This is a genomic window from Pseudomonas sp. TE3644 (assembly GCF_056278815.1).
Genome location: NZ_JBWBQF010000001.1, coordinates 4639115 through 4653824 on the forward strand (window position 1 = coordinate 4639115; position 14710 = coordinate 4653824).

At 63.1% G+C, this 14710-nt stretch carries 18 protein-coding genes and 1 tRNA gene; 11 read left to right on the forward strand and 8 right to left on the reverse strand.

Translation table 11 applies throughout. From position 1 onward, the window contains the following. Nucleotides 1–83: 83 nt before the first annotated feature. Nucleotides 84–1274: a winged helix-turn-helix domain-containing protein gene (locus ACZ9GA_RS20425; RefSeq protein WP_457361022.1), complete on the reverse strand. Its 1191-nt coding sequence runs from the start codon at nt 1272–1274 to the stop codon at nt 84–86. Nucleotides 1275–1332: 58 nt separating this feature from the next. After that, the gene (locus ACZ9GA_RS20430; protein ID WP_457361021.1) at nt 1333–1554 is read right to left on the reverse strand and encodes a DUF1127 domain-containing protein; all 222 of its coding nucleotides are present in this window, start codon (nt 1552–1554) and stop codon (nt 1333–1335) included. Nucleotides 1555–1615: 61 nt separating this feature from the next. Between ACZ9GA_RS20430 and ACZ9GA_RS20435 the strand changes: the two genes are divergently transcribed. From ACZ9GA_RS20435 to ACZ9GA_RS20445, 3 genes are all read left to right on the forward strand, one after another. Continuing rightward, nucleotides 1616–2506 (forward strand): LysR substrate-binding domain-containing protein, encoded by an 891-nt coding sequence (locus ACZ9GA_RS20435; RefSeq protein WP_457361020.1) that lies wholly within the window; start codon nt 1616–1618, stop codon nt 2504–2506. 130 nt (nt 2507–2636) lie between these two features. Then, nucleotides 2637–3110 carry a MarR family winged helix-turn-helix transcriptional regulator gene (locus tag ACZ9GA_RS20440; RefSeq protein WP_457361019.1) on the forward strand — a complete coding sequence of 158 codons (474 nt, stop codon included), beginning with the start codon at nt 2637–2639 and terminating at the stop codon, nt 3108–3110. Nucleotides 3111–3328: 218 nt separating this feature from the next. Next, the gene (locus tag ACZ9GA_RS20445; protein WP_457361018.1) at nt 3329–3748 is read left to right on the forward strand and encodes an organic hydroperoxide resistance protein; all 420 of its coding nucleotides are present in this window, start codon (nt 3329–3331) and stop codon (nt 3746–3748) included. Between the two features lie 152 nt (nt 3749–3900). Here ACZ9GA_RS20445 and ACZ9GA_RS20450 read toward each other — a convergent pair whose 3' ends face one another. Together ACZ9GA_RS20450 and earP are read right to left on the reverse strand one after the other, a co-directional pair. Then, complete coding sequence (locus ACZ9GA_RS20450) at nt 3901–4470, reverse strand: elongation factor P (RefSeq protein ID WP_027977430.1); 570 nt, start codon at nt 4468–4470, stop codon at nt 3901–3903. 47 nt (nt 4471–4517) lie between these two features. Continuing rightward, entirely contained in the window at nt 4518–5651 is a 1134-nt protein-coding gene (gene earP, locus ACZ9GA_RS20455) for an elongation factor P maturation arginine rhamnosyltransferase EarP (protein WP_457361017.1), read from the reverse strand. Nucleotides 5652–5766: 115 nt separating this feature from the next. Between earP and ACZ9GA_RS20460 the strand changes: the two genes are divergently transcribed. Next, a complete protein-coding gene (locus tag ACZ9GA_RS20460; protein WP_457361016.1) occupies nt 5767–6135 on the forward strand; it encodes a hypothetical protein in 369 nt (122 codons plus the stop codon). 1 nt (nt 6136) lies between these two features. Next, a complete protein-coding gene (locus ACZ9GA_RS20465) occupies nt 6137–6619 on the forward strand; it encodes a GreA/GreB family elongation factor (RefSeq protein WP_457363683.1) in 483 nt (160 codons plus the stop codon). Between the two features lie 122 nt (nt 6620–6741). On the opposite strand, the gene ACZ9GA_RS20470 is transcribed toward ACZ9GA_RS20465, so the two are convergent. Beyond that, nucleotides 6742–7662 (reverse strand): LysR family transcriptional regulator, encoded by a 921-nt coding sequence (locus ACZ9GA_RS20470; protein ID WP_457361015.1) that lies wholly within the window; start codon nt 7660–7662, stop codon nt 6742–6744. 127 nt (nt 7663–7789) lie between these two features. Between ACZ9GA_RS20470 and ACZ9GA_RS20475 the strand changes: the two genes are divergently transcribed. Continuing rightward, a complete protein-coding gene (locus tag ACZ9GA_RS20475; RefSeq protein WP_457361014.1) occupies nt 7790–8539 on the forward strand; it encodes a 3-oxoacyl-ACP reductase family protein in 750 nt (249 codons plus the stop codon). Here the strand turns inward: ACZ9GA_RS20475 and ACZ9GA_RS20480 are convergent. After that, entirely contained in the window at nt 8491–9411 is a 921-nt protein-coding gene (locus ACZ9GA_RS20480; RefSeq protein ID WP_457361013.1) for a LysR family transcriptional regulator, read from the reverse strand. The genes ACZ9GA_RS20475 and ACZ9GA_RS20480 overlap by 49 nt on opposite strands. Before the next feature lie 106 nt (nt 9412–9517). Here ACZ9GA_RS20480 and ACZ9GA_RS20485 point away from each other — a divergent pair, with 106 nt between their 5' ends. Both ACZ9GA_RS20485 and ACZ9GA_RS20490 read left to right on the forward strand, forming a co-directional pair. Then, complete coding sequence (locus ACZ9GA_RS20485; RefSeq protein ID WP_457361012.1) at nt 9518–10741, forward strand: MFS transporter; 1224 nt, start codon at nt 9518–9520, stop codon at nt 10739–10741. 48 nt (nt 10742–10789) lie between these two features. Then, nucleotides 10790–11149, forward strand: a complete 360-nt coding sequence (locus ACZ9GA_RS20490) for a hypothetical protein (RefSeq protein WP_457361011.1) — start codon at nt 10790–10792, stop codon at nt 11147–11149. A gap of 79 nt (nt 11150–11228) precedes the next feature. On the opposite strand, the gene ACZ9GA_RS20495 is transcribed toward ACZ9GA_RS20490, so the two are convergent. Together ACZ9GA_RS20495 and ACZ9GA_RS20500 are read right to left on the reverse strand one after the other, a co-directional pair. Further along, nucleotides 11229–11414 carry a helix-turn-helix domain-containing transcriptional regulator gene (locus ACZ9GA_RS20495; RefSeq protein WP_457361010.1) on the reverse strand — a complete coding sequence of 62 codons (186 nt, stop codon included), beginning with the start codon at nt 11412–11414 and terminating at the stop codon, nt 11229–11231. A 181-nt stretch (nt 11415–11595) separates the two neighbouring features. Next, a tRNA-Ser gene (locus ACZ9GA_RS20500) sits at nt 11596–11685 on the reverse strand. Nucleotides 11686–11920: 235 nt separating this feature from the next. On the opposite strand from ACZ9GA_RS20500, the gene ACZ9GA_RS20505 reads away from it, so the two are divergent. The 3 genes from ACZ9GA_RS20505 to ACZ9GA_RS20515 all read left to right on the forward strand — a co-directional run bounded on the left by ACZ9GA_RS20505 (nt 11921) and on the right by ACZ9GA_RS20515 (nt 14575). Further along, the gene (locus tag ACZ9GA_RS20505) at nt 11921–12610 is read left to right on the forward strand and encodes a crotonase/enoyl-CoA hydratase family protein (RefSeq protein ID WP_457361009.1); all 690 of its coding nucleotides are present in this window, start codon (nt 11921–11923) and stop codon (nt 12608–12610) included. 199 nt (nt 12611–12809) lie between these two features. Then, a complete protein-coding gene (locus ACZ9GA_RS20510; protein WP_457361008.1) occupies nt 12810–13529 on the forward strand; it encodes a lysophospholipid acyltransferase family protein in 720 nt (239 codons plus the stop codon). A 74-nt stretch (nt 13530–13603) separates the two neighbouring features. Then, nucleotides 13604–14575 carry a magnesium and cobalt transport protein CorA gene (locus ACZ9GA_RS20515; RefSeq protein WP_457361007.1) on the forward strand — a complete coding sequence of 324 codons (972 nt, stop codon included), beginning with the start codon at nt 13604–13606 and terminating at the stop codon, nt 14573–14575. Nucleotides 14576–14710 lie beyond the last annotated feature (135 nt).

A 14710-nucleotide genomic window follows, 5' to 3' on the forward strand; every position in this document is an offset into this window, starting at 1 on the left:
CGCTGCCGCCAGGCTGCGCTGGCCCTTGTTTACACTGGAGACTTCCAGCGAGGCATGGGGCCAGCGCAGCCTGGCGGCAGCGGCTACAGGAGTTGCGGGTAGCGGGGACACTCCAACACCACCGCCCCCAACCCCAACCACCCTGCCATCGCCTGCAACTGCTCAGCCAAGGCAACCAGGGCGTCTTCATCCAGCCAGCCCTGCTCCTCATGCACCGCCAGCACCCGCAGCTCACCGCTAGCCCGCGCCGCCCGCACATCCACCCGCGCCACAATCCGCTCATTGTGCAAAAACGGCAGCACGTAATACCCATACACCCGCTTGTGCGCAGGCGTATACATTTCCAGCCGATAGCGAAAATCGAACAGGCGCTCGGTGCGATCGCGTTCCCACACCAGCGAATCGAACGGTGACAGCAAGGCACTGGCTGTCACCTGCCGGGGGATGCGCACCTGGCGCAGGGTGTAGGCCGGTTGCGACCAGCCTTCGACCTCACAGCGTTGCAACTGCCGGTCCTCCACCAGCTCGGCCAGCCGGGCGCGGGCATCGCCGGGGTCCAGCCGGAAGTAATCGCGCAGGTCTTTTTCGGTGGCAACACCCAAGGCCGTGGCAGCGTGCAACAGCAGATCGCGCTGCGACTGCGCCAGGCTGGGCACCGGCTTGGCCAGCACCGCCGCAGGGATCACTCGCTCAGGCAAGTCATACAGGCGCTCGAAACCACGGCGCCCCGCCACCGTCACGTGCCCGGCCGCAAACAGCCACTCCAGCGCATGCTTCTCCGCGCTCCAGTCCCACCAGGGGCCGGCGCGCACCTGGCGCGTCGACAGGCTGCCGGCACCCAGCGCGCCTTGTTCGCGCACCGCGTCCAGCACCCGCGCCAGCACCGGCTTCTGCTCCTGCCCAAAGCGCGCCAGCTCCTTGTAGATGCCCTTGCCCTGCGCCGCCCTGGCCATGCGCCAGACCATCGCCGGGTACAGCTCCAGCGGCAGCAGCGAGGCTTCATGCCCCCAGTATTCGAACAGCTTGCGCTGGCGGCCGCGCCCCCAGGCCATGTCATCGAGCATGGCCCGCGGGTAGTCGCCCAAACGGGAAAACAACGGCAGGTAATGGGAACGCACCACCGCGTTCACCGAGTCGATCTGCAACACGCCAAGGCGTTGCACCATCTGCAACAGATGGCCGGTGACCAGGGCGGAGCGCCGTGGCCGAGGGGCGAAACCCTGGGCCGCCAGCGCAAGGCGCCGCGCCTGGGCAATGGACAGTGACTGGGGCATGCACGACTCCTTGTGAACCTGCCCTACACTAGCCCCGGCGCTGGCGCCTCGCCACCGTTCATTTCTTCAGCGGATCATCCCAGAACGGCCGCTCGACCTCTTCGCTGACATCAGCCCGCGACATACCGATGTCCTTGAGCATGTCATCACTCATCGCCGCCAGCTGGCGCCGCTCCCAGGCCAGCTGCCGCCAGCGCTGCACACGCTGCCACAGGCCTTTGAGCGACACACCGTGAAACGGCACCCGAACCACCAGCACGTAACCTTTTTGACCTTTCATCATCCGACCCTCCAGTTGGGGATGACTCAGTCTCGCGCCAGGCCTATGATCAATCCAACGAATGTTTCTTATGCTTCACATCTCGGAGATTGATGAAATGTCCCAGTACCAGAGCATCGACTCGGAGGTGTTGCGCACGTTCGTGGCCATCGCCGACGAAGGCGGTTTCACCAAGGCCGGTGAGCGGGTCAACCGTACCCAGTCAGCGGTCAGCATGCAGATGAAGCGGCTGGAGGATGACATTCTTCAGCGCCAGCTGTTCGAGCGCGACGGCCGCCAGGTGCGCCTCACTGCCGAAGGCCAGATTCTGCTGGGCTACGCGCGACGCATCCTCAAGCTGCACAGCGAAGTGTTCACCACCCTGCGCCAACCGCACATGGTGGGCACCGTGCGCATCGGCACGCCGGACGATTACGCCATGCGCTTTCTGCCCGGCATCCTGTCGCAGTTCGCCCAGGCCTACCCGCTGGTGCAGGTGGAAGTGCATTGCGAGAGCTCGAAACAGTTGATGCAGCGCCAGGACCTGGACCTGACCATCGTCACCCGCGAACCGGGCAGCGAGATCGGCCAGATGCTGCGCCACGAGCGTTTTGTCTGGGCCCAGGCCCAAGGCTTCACGCCCCACGAGCAAAACCCCATGCCGCTGGCAATGTTCAACACCGACTGTTTTTGCCGGATCTGGGCCTGCAACGCCCTGGACGCCCGGCAAAAGGCTTATCGCGTGGCGTACACCAGCCCCAGCCTTGCGGCGATCATGGCCGTGGTCAGTGCCGGCCTGGCCGTGACCGCGCAACTGCAAAGCCTGATCACCCCGGACATGCGCATCCTGGGTGAAGCCGAGGGCCTGCCGCAGTTGCCCATGGCCAGCGTGATGCTGCTGCGCAACGACAGCACCCGGAACCCGATCACCGAATGCCTGGCCGAGCACATCGCCGAAGGCTTCAAGTTGTAATTTAACGAACTCTGGACGCAGTGCTGCGCTCAAACCTTTCAAGAAGCCGAGTCCACGGCCATGATGAATTAGCTGGCGCGTTAAACACCTCGACGCTAAATTCGCCCGCTTCATTGAATCAAGGATCAGCATGAACGCCGACCGCCCCACTTCCAGCGCTGCCGAAGGCCATTGCGACGATCTGCTGCTCGACAGCCAATTGTGCTTTGCCCTGTATTCCACCTCGCTGCTGATGACCAAGGTCTACAAGCCCCTGCTGCAGGCGCTGGACCTCACCTACCCGCAATACCTGACCATGATGGTGCTGTGGGAAAAGGATGGTCTGACGGTGGGCGAAATCAGTACCCGCTTGCTGACCGACCCGGGCTCGCTGACCCCGCTGCTCAAGCGCCTGGGGGCTGAGGGGCTGCTTAGCCGCACGCGCAGCCGTGAGGACGAGCGCGTGGTGATTGTCGAGTTGACGGATCGTGGGCGGGCGCTGCGGGAGAAGGCCAAGACCATTCCAGGCTGCATCCTGGCGGCCACGGGCGGCTCGGTGGAGCGCCTGAAAAAGCTGCAAGTGGAACTGCTGGAACTGCGCGGCAACCTGCACGAAAGCCTCTGATTCCCCTGCACAACCCTGTAGCCGCTGCCGCAGGCTGCGCTGGCCCGATGCCTTACTGAAAATTTCCAGTGCACCTGAGGGCCAGCGCAGCCTGGCGGCAGCGGCTACAAACGTACCGTCTGTCGAAGGCCTCGAATATTTATCTTGCGCGCAAACTATTAGCGCATTAATCTAATTCCGTACCCAGACATTCCCCCCACAGTCTTCGAGGTGTCACCATGCAAACTCTCTACACCGCAACCGTAACCGCCACCGGTGGTCGTGATGGCCGCGCCGTTTCCAGCGACAATATTCTCGATGTGAAACTGGCCACCCCCAAGGCTTTGGGCGGCGCGGGCGGCGAAGCCACCAACCCTGAGCAGCTGTTTGCCGCGGGTTACTCGGCCTGCTTCATCGGCGCGCTGAAATTCGTCGCCGGCCAAGCCAAGCGCGCCCTGCCCGCAGACACGCAGATCACTGCCGAAGTGGGCATTGGCCAGATCCCCGGTGGTTTCGGCCTGGACATCGACCTGCGCATCAGCCTGCCGGGCCTGGAACAGGCTGACGCCCAGGCGCTGGTGGATGCAGCGCACCTGGTGTGCCCGTACTCCAACGCTACCCGCGGCAATGTTGACGTACGCCTGCACCTATCGGTGTGACCCGTAGCCGCTGCCGAAGGCTGCGCTGGCCCTGTGCCCCACTGGAGATTTACAGGGTTAACGAGGGCCAGCGCAGCCTGGCGGCAGCGGCTACAAGGCACAAAAAAGCCCGACTCATGGTCGGGCTTTTTGTTACGCAGGAAGGGCCAGAATTACTTGGCGCGACCTTTGTAAGAACCGCCTTCGCGGGTATCGATCTCGATCATGTCGCCGATTTCGATGAAGTCAGCAACGCTCAGCTCGGTGCCGTTCTTCAGTTTGGCAGGCTTCATGACCTTGCCGGAAGTGTCGCCACGAGCCGAACCTTCGGTGTAGTCAACCTGACGCACGATGGTGGTTGGCAGCTCTACGGAAACCAGGCGGCCTTCGAAGAACACAGCTTCGCAGACGTCAGTCATGCCTTCTTCAACGAATGGCAGAACCGATTCGATGTCTTCGGCGTTCAGCTCGTACATGGTGTAGTCAGTGGTGTCCATGAACGTGTAGGAGTCACCGCTGATGAAGGACAGGGTGGCTTCTTTGCGATCCAGGATCACGTCGTCCAGCTTGTCGTCGGCGCTGTAGACGGTTTCAGTCTTGTAGCCGGTCAGCAGGTTCTTCAGCTTGGTCTTCATGATCGCGCTGTTACGGCCCGACTTGGTGAATTCAGCTTTCTGAACCAGCCATGGGTCGTTGTCGATACGGATCACGGTACCGGGTTTGAGTTCTTTACCAGTTTTCATTGCGAATATCCGAATTTGGATGGATTTACAAAAATCTAGGCCGCGTATCATATCCAATTTCGGTAAAACTGTACCAGCGCCGTCGCAAGATCAGGCTGAGCGGCCTGTCGGGCGCACCAGCGCTCGGCGTTGGCGTCCAGTTCATCCCAGTGCGCAAGCACCTGGCGCCAGGCCTGGGCCATGCCCTTGCCCTGGTTCCAGGCGCGCCACAGATCGGTCAGTGCCTGGCCGGCCTGCGGGCTTGCACCCTCGATATAGAGCGCCAGGAAGGCCTCCAGTTTTTCCCAGTGGGCGTACTCTTCCTGCTCATAGATGTGCCACAACAGAGGCCGGCCACTCCACTGCGCACGCACGAACGAGTCCTCGCCGCGCACGGCATTGAAGTCGCAGCACCACAGCAGCAGGTCGTACTGGTCCTGACGGACGAACGGCACCACCTGCACCGACAAGGCGCCGCGCTGATGAACGGTGCCTTCCTGCAACGCGTCTACGCCCAGCCACGCCTGCACGTCGCCCAGCACACGGCCACGGGGTACCAACACCTGAGTGGGCACAACATCGGCCGCCAGCACGTCCAGCCACTCCGCCAGGCTGGCATTCTCGTAGGCGAACAGGGAGATCAATCGCGCGCCCGGCACGGCGGTGACCCCCAGCGTCGCCAGAAACGCCCGTTGCGCCTCGGCGTCCGCCTGGAAGGCACGGCGACGATCAATCAGCCCAAACTCACGCAGCAGGCCGCCGGTCTTCTCGGCGAAGCCTGGGAAGAAAAAGTATTTCTGCAAACGGTCCGGTTGCGGCGACGGCAACCCGTGACACCCCGACACCCAGCCTTCGGCACTCAGGTACTCAAGGTTGAGCCACAGTGCCGGCACTGGCCGCGCGGCCATGGCCTCACGGTAAGGCGCGGGCAGTTTGCAACCAAAGGCCTCGATCACCACATCGGCGGCCGTGACCTGCGGCCACTCGGTGGGCCATTGGCAAATTTCCACGCCTTCCTGCCACTGGCTGGCCAAGGTCGGCTGCACGGCCGGCCATAGGCGTTCGAAGGATTTCAGGTCGTCGACCCACAGCCGCACCGGTACTTGATGTTCGGCTACCAACTGCCGCGCCAGGCGCCAGGTCACCCCGATATCGCCGTAGTTGTCGACCACACAGCAAAAAATGTCCCAGGAGGCTTTCATGTCCGCTTCCATCACCGCCCTCCAGGCAAAGGCGGCCATTGTAGAGGCAAATTCGCCGACAGCGGCCACACTCGTGAGACAATCATCAACCTGCCCACGCCGCCAGGAGGCCGTCATGCCCTACCGCCCCAACCATCGCCAACTGCTGGTTACCCTCAACCCCGCGCAACTGGTGGGCTGCATTGCCCTGGGCATCTGGCTGGGTTTCCTGGCCATCGCCCTGACCACCTGGCTGGGCTACAAGGTGTTCTTCAATGCGCCGCTGCCCATCACCACGCCCGCGCCGCCACCACCGGCCATGAAAGCACCCGATGACAGCTCGGCCATGTTCGATCAGTACAAGGACAACCTGCGCCGCCAGGAACAGAGCCAGGGCGAGGTGCAGAACCACAATCAAGACCCCAAGTGCCAGTTCTGGCTGCAACAGGACCGCACCGCCCCGACCGACAAGAGCCGCACCAATGTACTCAAGTTCTGCAACTGACATGGACAAGCACGCCCTGCGCCAGCTGATCGTCGACCGCCTGACCGAAGATTTCGACGTGCTGCAGCGTGCGGCCCAGACCGCCTACGAAACCGCCACGCACGAAGAGAACGTCGCCGAGAACAAGTACGACACCCTGGGGCTGGAAGCGTCCTACCTGGCCACCGGCCAGGCGCGGCGCATGGAGGAAATCCGCCAGGCGCTGGGGCTTTATCAACAGTTGGCCTTGCGTGATTACGATGAGCAGCGTGGGATTCAGGTGGGGTCGTTGGTCTGCCTTGAAGCTGAAAACGGGCAGGTGCAATGGCTGTTCCTGGGGCCCGAGGCGGCGGGATTGAAGATCACGCTGGGTGGATGCCTGGTCACGGTCATCACCCCGCGCTCGCCGCTGGGGCAAAGCCTGTTGGGCAAGTTCGAGGATGATGAAGTGAGCATCGTGGTGGCCGGGGTGCGGCAGGTGTATGCGGTGACGCAGGTAGTCTGACCGACGCCTCTGTAGCCGCTGCCGCCAGGCTGCGCTGGCCCTATGCCCCGCTGGAGATCCCCGGTGTACGCAGGGGCCAGCGCAGCCTGGCGGCAGCGGCTACGAAACCGCAGCGGGCCACCTCACGCCGTAAACCGCCCCGCCAAATCCTGCACCTCGAACTGCTCCATCAGAAAATCGATAAACGCCCGCGTCTTGCCCGGCAACAGCTTGTGCTCGGCGTAATACAGCCAGATATGCCCATCATCCACATACCAGTCCGGCAGCACCCGCTGCAGGCTGCCCGCCTGCAGATACGGGACGGCAAACGGCAGGCTCACCAGGGCAATCCCCAAGCCCTGCTGCGCCGCCACACAGGCTGCGTCTGAATCACTGAGGGTCATGCGCGCCGGCAAGCGTAGCTCGGCCTGCCCCTGATTGCGTCCGGTCAGCGGCCAACTGCGCACCCGCCCCGTCTGCGGCGAACGGATCAGGATGCCGTCCTGGCGCTCCAGATCGTCCGGCGTCACTACCGGCCCCCGCTGCTGCAAATACCCGGCCGAGGCCACCAGCACCCGATGTGCCGGCGTCAGCTTGCGCGCCACCACGCCCTGGGGCAGCTCGAAGCCGCCGCCAATGGCGGCATCGAAGCCTTGGCCGATCAGGTCCACCTGCCGGTTATCGAAATGCCAGTCAGGTGAAATATCGGGATAGCGCCGCAGGAACTCCCCCAGCAGCGGCACCACGTACAGGCGACCAAATACGGTGCCCATGCTCACCCGCAAGGTACCCGCCGGCTGGCCCTGGGCACCGGCCAGGTTGGCCACCGCGTTCTGAATCACGCCAAAGCTGGCACTGACCTCAGCCAAAAAGCGCTGGCCTGCCTCGGTCAGCGTCAACCGCCGGGTGCTGCGCAAAAACAGCCGCACGCCCATGCGCGCTTCCAGCCGGGCGACATTCTTGCCCACGGCCGCCGGGGTCAGGCTCAGGCGCCGCGCCGCTTCGGCAAAACTGCCGGCTTCGGCGCTGCGGACAAAACACTCTATGCTGCTGAAGGTTTCCATGGCTGGGATTCGATACCGTTGGTTTACACAGCCTATCTCAACCATGGTCTACCGGCAGCATAATCACAGGTCGATACTTAGCCCCATCAACCACGGCATCCCGCCCTGGCGCACTTGGAGCATCACCATGTCGAATCAACTGAAACTCAGCGGTAAAGTGGCCCTGGTACAGGGCGGCTCACGCGGCATCGGCGCCGCCATCGTCAAACGCCTGGCTGCCGAAGGCGCCGCAGTGGCCTTTACCTACGTCAGCTCCCAGGGCCCTGCCCAGGCACTGGCCGACAGCATCAACAACGAAGGCGGCAAAGCCCTGGCCATCAAAGCCGACAGCGCCGACGCCGAGGCCATCCGCGCCGCCGTCGAACACGCCGTGGAAAGCTTCGGGCGCCTGGATATCCTGGTCAACAACGCCGGCGTCCTGGCCATTGCGCCGCTGGCCGAGTTCACCCTGGAAGACTTCGATCGCACCTACGCCATCAACGTGCGCAGCGTGTTCATCGCCACCCAGGCCGCGGCCAAGCACATGGGCGACGGCGGACGCATCATCAACATCGGCAGCACCAACGCCGAGCGCATGCCCTTCGAGGGCGGCGGCGCGTACGCCATGAGCAAGTCGGCCTTGGTCGGCCTGGTCAAAGGCCTGGCTCGCGACCTGGGGCCACGGGGCATCACCGTCAATAACGTGCAGCCAGGCCCGGTGGACACTGACATGAACCCCGCCGACAGCGATTTCGCCGACAGCCTGATGGGTTTCATGGCGGTGAAACGCTACGGCCACGCCGACGAGATCGCCGGTTTCGTCAGCTACCTGGCCGGCCCGGAAGCGGGCTACATCACCGGCGCCAGCCTGACCATCGACGGTGGCTTCGGCGCCTGATCGTCCAGGGTCTGTTCGAGCATCGCGACAAAGGCCTGGGCGGCCGGCGTCGGGGTGTTCGACCAGATGGCGTACAGACGGCGCCGCGGCGCATCACTGACCGGCATCGTCACCACGCCTTGGAAGTCCCGCGCCACGGCGGCCGGCACCAGCCCTACCGCCAATCCACGCTGGACGAACTGCTCTACCAGACGGATCTCACTGATTTCAAACTGCACCCGATGCACCACGTGGGCGGCCGCAAATGCTTCATCGGTCTGACGGCGGGCGCCACTGCCGGCGGCGAAATCCACCAGCGGCTCATCGGCCAGTTGTGCCAGACGCAATTGCGTCAAACCGGCCAAGGCATGCTCGGGATGAACGACGGCCACCAGTTCCTCATCGGCGACCGTACGTAGCGCCACCCCCTGCACCGCCTCACCCGGCCACACGCCGATCAGGGCAACGTCCATGCGCCGCTCGCGCACCTCTTCCAGCAGCCACTCGCTGCGGCCCACGCTCAGGCGCACATCCACTTGGCTGTACTGGCGATGAAACGCTGCGATGCCTTCCACCAGGTCCAACCCGGTCAGTGACGAAATCATCCCCAGGCTCAACCGCCCGCGCACCTGCCCGCAGGCGGCCGCCACCTCATCGCCAATCTGCCGGGCCGCGTCCAGCGCCGTGCGGGCGCTGCGCACAAATGCTTCGCCTGCCGGGGTCAGGGTGACCCGCCGCGAGGTGCGCTCGAACAACTGCGCGCCCAGGTGCCGCTCCAGCCGCGCCACCTGATGGCTGAGCGCCGATTGCACCGTATGACAGCGCTCTGCTGCCCGCGTGAAACTGCCCTCCTCAGCCACGGCCAAGGCGTATTCGATCTGCTTGAGGTTCATGCCAGCCATCTCATTTCACGATCCTGTCGATGACAACAATACATTGGTGTCATGGATAAGCCATCCGGATACTGGCGCCATCGACCAGCCACCTGGGACCACTGCCATGCCCGCCTCTCGTGAACCCGCGCTCAGCCGCGCCCTGATCCTGCTGATGGCCATCGCCACCGGCCTTACGGTAGCGAGCAACTATTACGCCCAGCCGTTGCTGCACACCATCGCCGGCCAATTGGGGCTGGACACCGCCAGCGCCGGCAGCATCGTCATCACCGCGCAGCTGAGCTACGGCGCCGGCCTGTTCCTGCTGGTGCCGCTGGGCGATCTGCTGGAGCAACGTCGCCTCATCGTCGGCATGACATTGCTCAGCGCCGCCGGCCTGCTGCTCAGCGCTTTTGCGCCCAACCTGCCGCTGCTGTTGCTGGGCACAGCCATCACCGGGCTGTTTTCAGTGGTTGCCCAGGTACTGGTGCCCATGGCCGCCAGCCTCGCCAACCCCGAACATCGCGGGCGCGTGGTGGGCACGCTGATGAGCGGGCTGCTGCTGGGCATCCTGCTGGCGCGGACGGCTGCCGGGCTGGTGTCCTCCCTGGCGGGGTGGCGGGCTATTTATCTGTTGGCTGCGATGCTACTGGCGCTCTGCGCGCTGGCACTGGCGCTTTCGCTACCGCGGCGTCAGCAATCGGCCGGGCTGCGCTACCCGCAATTGCTGGCCTCGGTGCTGACGCTGTTTGTCGAAGAGCCCGTGCTGCGCTTGCGTGCCCTGCTGGGGCTGCTGAGCTTCTGCCTGTTTGGGCTGTTCTGGACGCCATTGGCGTTCGTGCTGTCGGCCCCTCCCTATGGGTACGGCGATGCGACCATCGGCCTGTTCGGGCTGGCAGGGGCGGCAGGCGCGCTGGCGGCCAGCGCCGCGGGGCGCCTGGCTGATCGCGGCAAGGGCAGCCTGGCCACGCTGGTGGGCCTAGGGGCACTGCTGGCCGCCTGGCTGCCGCTGGCCTTTGCCGAACAATCGCTGGGGGCGCTGCTGCTGGGCGTGCTGGTGCTGGACCTGGCCGTGCAACTGGTCCACGTCAGCAACCAGAACGCCGTCTACGCCGTGCGACCCCAGGCCCGCAACCGGCTCAATGCAGGCTACATCACCTGCTATTTCATCGGCGGCGCCCTGGGCTCAACCTTGGGCGCTCAGCTATACGACCACTTCGGCTGGCAGGGGATCGTTTGCGCGGGCGCACTCATCAGCGCCCTGGCCCTGATGATCTGGCTCATCCATGAAACAACTCGCGCCCACACCGCTAGCAACTCGTCAGCCGACATTGACTTGCGCCGGGAATAGGCTATTCCGAAGGTTTGGAAATCATGCATTCAACCTGGAAATCCCACGATGAGACTGACAATAAAAGCGGGCGATTTCTTGCAGTGTGAAGGCGAGTACAGCAATGGATCGCTCACGCTCAAGACTGCCAACCACCCTTCGCCCGGCGAACGGATCCCCCTCAACCGCATCAAGGACATCACCGTCGCCAACCACGAAATCAGCCGCAGCCTGGGCGGCGCCATCGGCTGGGGCATGGCCGGCGCATTGGTCGCAGGCCCCCTGGGGTTGGTGGCCGGACTGTGGCTGGGGGGCAAGGAAGAAGAAGTCACCTTCATCGCCACCTTGAAAGATGGCCGCAAGCTGACGGCGGTGGCGGATAGCCGGACGTTTTCGAAGTTGAGTGGGCGTTTGCAGAAAGGGGCGTGAACCGCCCTGCCTATCAAACCCAATAACCTTGTAGCCGCTGCCGACAGGCTGCGCTGGCCTTCCCGTGCACTGCAGATCTTCAGTGTGTATCAGGGCCAGCGCAGCCTTCGGCAGCGGCTACGGCGCGGGCAATGGTAGCCAATGCCTTTGCCATGAAGGCTGGGTCTTCGCCGGCTTCTGCAATACAGGCTTGCAGGTAATCAATCCTGTCTTCTTCTGTTTTCAGGTACTGCGCCGAGTCCCATGGCGTAAATGATTCTCTCATTTAGATAGTCCTTCCCAGGTGGGGAAACGACCGTAGCTCGGGAGCTGCGCAAGATCAATCCTGCATCAATCTCTCGTAACATAATGCCAGGCTGCAGTTACAGGTGCGGTGGACTTTATATGGGCACAAACAAAAAGCCCCCGGGACCTGAGGTCGCCGGGGGCTTTTTGCGTATCGAATATGGCGGTGAAGAAGGGATTCGAACCCTTGATACAGTTTCCTGTATACACACTTTCCAGGCGTGCTCCTTCAGCCACTCGGACACTTCACCGTTTCTCTTCAAACATGTTCTGTCTGTCGAGGCGCGCTAATGTAGTCGAAAGCTTTTTGAATGGCAAACATTTTTTTCAGATTTTTCATACGTTTAAGCCATCCGGCGAAAATCGCCCCGTTCCGGGGCAAACCGGCCAGGCAAACCGCGGCGTGACCGCCGAGTCAGTCACGGCGCTTTACCTGAACGCTCGTGCTAAGTAACGTCAGCACCAAATCCAACAAGGAACACCCTCATGAGCGAGTTGATCGATTACCAACTGGACGATGGCATCGCCACGCTGACGCTGAGCAACGGCAAGGTCAACGCCATTTCGCCGGACGTGATCGCCGCCTTCAATGCAGCCCTGGACCGCGCCGAGCAGGATCGGGCCGTGGTCATCATTACTGGCCAGCCCGGGATTCTGTCCGGCGGCTATGACTTGAAGGTAATGACCGCCGGCCCGCAGCAGGCCATGGGCCTGGTGACCTCAGGCTCTACCCTGGCCCGTCGCCTGCTGTCGCACCCCTTCCCTGTCATTGTCGCCTGCACCGGGCATGCCGTGGCCAAGGGTGCGTTCCTGCTGCTGTCGGTGGACTACCGCATTGGTGTGGAGGGGCCGTTCAGCATCGGACTGAATGAGGTGCAGATCGGCATGACCATGCACCACGCCGGTATCGAGCTGGCGCGCGATCGCCTGGGCAAGGCGGCGTTTCATCGCTCGGTGATCAATGGCGAGATGTTTACGCCCGCGTCTGCCGTGGAGGCCGGCTTCCTGGATGTGGTGGTCAGCGCCGAACAGTTGCGCGAGCAGGCACTGGCGGCGGCATACCAATTGAAGAAGATCAACATGCTTGCCCACCGCAAGACCAAGCTTAAAGTGCGCAAGGCGCTGCTGGAGCTGCTGGATGACGCGATCATTCGCGATCAGGAGCTGCCGCTTTAATAGCAGCGCATGGACGAACGCCATCGCGGCCGAGGCCGGCTCCTACCAGGGACGGTGTAGGAGCCGACTTTAGTCGCGATGCAGACAACGCGGTCCCACGTCAGGCGTTGTTACGGTCAGTCAGTGGCCCATTTAGTTAATTGATCCAATCGCCACCCCGCCCTTAAACTCCAGCGCTCTGCCAAAGGTGAGTCGCTGGATGCTTTACATCGTTCGCATGATTTTGATGGGGCTGCATTTCATTGCAGTCGGTGCCCTGGGGTTGCTGATCGGCCTGTGCCGCCCCTTCCACCCCGACAACAGCCGGGTATTCGCCCGCCTCTATTCACGACCGGCCACACGGATTCTTGGCCTGACGCTGGATGCCCAGGTGGACCCGTTGTTCAGTCAGCCACCGGGCTGCGTGATCATCGCCAACCACCAATCCAACTATGACCTGTTCGTGCTGGGCCAGGTGGTGCCGCGCCGCACCGTGTGCATCGGCAAAAAAAGCCTGAAATGGGTGCCGCTGTTCGGCCAGCTGTTCTGGCTGGGCGGCAATGTGCTGGTCAACCGCGGCAACGCCTACCAGGCCCGCCGCGCGCTGCAGACCACCACCCGCACGTTGCAGCGCGACACCTCAATCTGGGTATTCCCCGAGGGCACGCGCAACCAGGGCGAAGACCTGCTGGCGTTCAAGAAAGGCGCCTTCCACATGGCCATCGACGCTGGCGTGCCCATCGTGCCGTTGTGCGTCAGCCGCTATGCCCACAGCATGCGCCTGAACCGCTGGCGCGCCGGCCAGGTGGCCGTGCGCTCGCTGCCGGCCATTTCCACCCAAGGCCTGACCAGCAAGGACATCCCCCAGCTGATGCAACAGTGCCGCGAGCAGATGCAGCACTGTATCGACGAGCTTGAGCGCGACGTACAACGCGCCTGAACCCCGCGCAGCTTGCCGACTCTCAACAGTGGGACCAAGCTGCATTCACTGCCACCAGAACAAGTAGCCAAACCATGGGTCGAGTCGTTGCCGCGGCGGTGTACAGCGCCGGGAAAAAAGTGGTTGATATCAGCCTGGATGAAGGCGCGGCCTGGGCCAAGAAGCCCGGGCATTTTGTATGGATCGGCCTGGAGCAGCCCAATGCCACCGAGCTGGCCAAGCTGCAACAACAGTTCGGCCTGCACGAACTGGCCATTGAAGACGCCCTGGAAAAACACAGCCGGCCGAAGCTGGAAACCTTCGGCGACGCACTGTTTATCGTCACCTATTCGCCAGTGCGCCTGGAAGGCAAGCTGGAGTTTATCGAAACCCATATCTTCGCCGGCAAGGGCTATGTGATCACCGCGCGCAATGGCCATTCGGCGTCGTACTCGCTGGTGCGCCAGCGCTGCGAGGCACGGCCATTGCTGCTGGAGCATGGCGAAGACTTTGTGTTGTACGCGCTGCTGGACTTCGTCACCGAGAACTACCAGCCGGTGAGCGAAGCGATCCACGCCGAGATCGAACAGATCGAGGCCAACGTGCTGGCTGACTGTCTGCGCGAGGCCGATGTGCAGCGCCTGCACGGCCTGCGCCGGGAACTGCTGCGCCTGCGCCGCTACGTGGCGCCCATGGTGGAAATCAGCGAAGAGCTGCAGCGGCTGGACTTCCCCTTTATCGACAAGAACATGCGCCCCTACTTCCGCGACGTGGAAATCCACGTCACCCGGCAGATGGAGGACCTGGGCACCATGCGCGACATCGCCAGCCAGACCATCGAGGTGGGGATGTTGCTGGAGTCATCGCGGCAAAGCATCGTGCAGCGCAAGTTTGCCGCCTGGGCGGCGATACTGGCGCTGCCCACGGCGGTGGCCGGGGTGTACGGGATGAACTTCGAGAACATGCCGGAGCTGCATTGGCAGTATGGCTATTTTGTGGTGCTGGGGGCGATTGCGGTGGGGTGTAGCGCCTTGTATGTCAGCTTCCGGCGCTCAGGCTGGTTGTGATCACACCATCTACTGTGGGAGTGGGCTCTGCCCGCGAATGGGCACCGCGGTTCATCAGGTAATCCGCAGCGAACCCTTCGCGGGCAGAGCCCGCTCCCACAAAAAACAATGATTGCCCGTCACTGCAGGTACGTA

What these genes read in the sequence shown, in the direction of transcription:
- ACZ9GA_RS20425 (WP_457361022.1), bottom strand. Translation starts at nt 1,274, where the DNA reads ATGCCCCAGTCACTGTCCATTGCCCAGGCGCGGCGCCTTGCGCTGGCG.
- ACZ9GA_RS20430 (WP_457361021.1), bottom strand. Translation starts at nt 1,554, where the DNA reads ATGAAAGGTCAAAAAGGTTACGTGCTGGTGGTTCGGGTGCCGTTTCAC.
- ACZ9GA_RS20435 (WP_457361020.1), top strand. Translation starts at nt 1,616, where the DNA reads ATGTTTCTTATGCTTCACATCTCGGAGATTGATGAAATGTCCCAGTAC.
- ACZ9GA_RS20440 (WP_457361019.1), top strand. Translation starts at nt 2,637, where the DNA reads ATGAACGCCGACCGCCCCACTTCCAGCGCTGCCGAAGGCCATTGCGAC.
- ACZ9GA_RS20445 (WP_457361018.1), top strand. Translation starts at nt 3,329, where the DNA reads ATGCAAACTCTCTACACCGCAACCGTAACCGCCACCGGTGGTCGTGAT.
- ACZ9GA_RS20450 (WP_027977430.1), bottom strand. Translation starts at nt 4,470, where the DNA reads ATGAAAACTGGTAAAGAACTCAAACCCGGTACCGTGATCCGTATCGAC.
- earP (WP_457361017.1), bottom strand. Translation starts at nt 5,651, where the DNA reads ATGAAAGCCTCCTGGGACATTTTTTGCTGTGTGGTCGACAACTACGGC.
- ACZ9GA_RS20460 (WP_457361016.1), top strand. Translation starts at nt 5,767, where the DNA reads ATGCCCTACCGCCCCAACCATCGCCAACTGCTGGTTACCCTCAACCCC.
- ACZ9GA_RS20465 (WP_457363683.1), top strand. Translation starts at nt 6,137, where the DNA reads ATGGACAAGCACGCCCTGCGCCAGCTGATCGTCGACCGCCTGACCGAA.
- ACZ9GA_RS20470 (WP_457361015.1), bottom strand. Translation starts at nt 7,662, where the DNA reads ATGGAAACCTTCAGCAGCATAGAGTGTTTTGTCCGCAGCGCCGAAGCC.
- ACZ9GA_RS20475 (WP_457361014.1), top strand. Translation starts at nt 7,790, where the DNA reads ATGTCGAATCAACTGAAACTCAGCGGTAAAGTGGCCCTGGTACAGGGC.
- ACZ9GA_RS20480 (WP_457361013.1), bottom strand. Translation starts at nt 9,411, where the DNA reads ATGAACCTCAAGCAGATCGAATACGCCTTGGCCGTGGCTGAGGAGGGC.
- ACZ9GA_RS20485 (WP_457361012.1), top strand. Translation starts at nt 9,518, where the DNA reads ATGCCCGCCTCTCGTGAACCCGCGCTCAGCCGCGCCCTGATCCTGCTG.
- ACZ9GA_RS20490 (WP_457361011.1), top strand. Translation starts at nt 10,790, where the DNA reads ATGAGACTGACAATAAAAGCGGGCGATTTCTTGCAGTGTGAAGGCGAG.
- ACZ9GA_RS20495 (WP_457361010.1), bottom strand. Translation starts at nt 11,414, where the DNA reads ATGAGAGAATCATTTACGCCATGGGACTCGGCGCAGTACCTGAAAACA.
- ACZ9GA_RS20505 (WP_457361009.1), top strand. Translation starts at nt 11,921, where the DNA reads ATGAGCGAGTTGATCGATTACCAACTGGACGATGGCATCGCCACGCTG.
- ACZ9GA_RS20510 (WP_457361008.1), top strand. Translation starts at nt 12,810, where the DNA reads ATGCTTTACATCGTTCGCATGATTTTGATGGGGCTGCATTTCATTGCA.
- ACZ9GA_RS20515 (WP_457361007.1), top strand. Translation starts at nt 13,604, where the DNA reads ATGGGTCGAGTCGTTGCCGCGGCGGTGTACAGCGCCGGGAAAAAAGTG.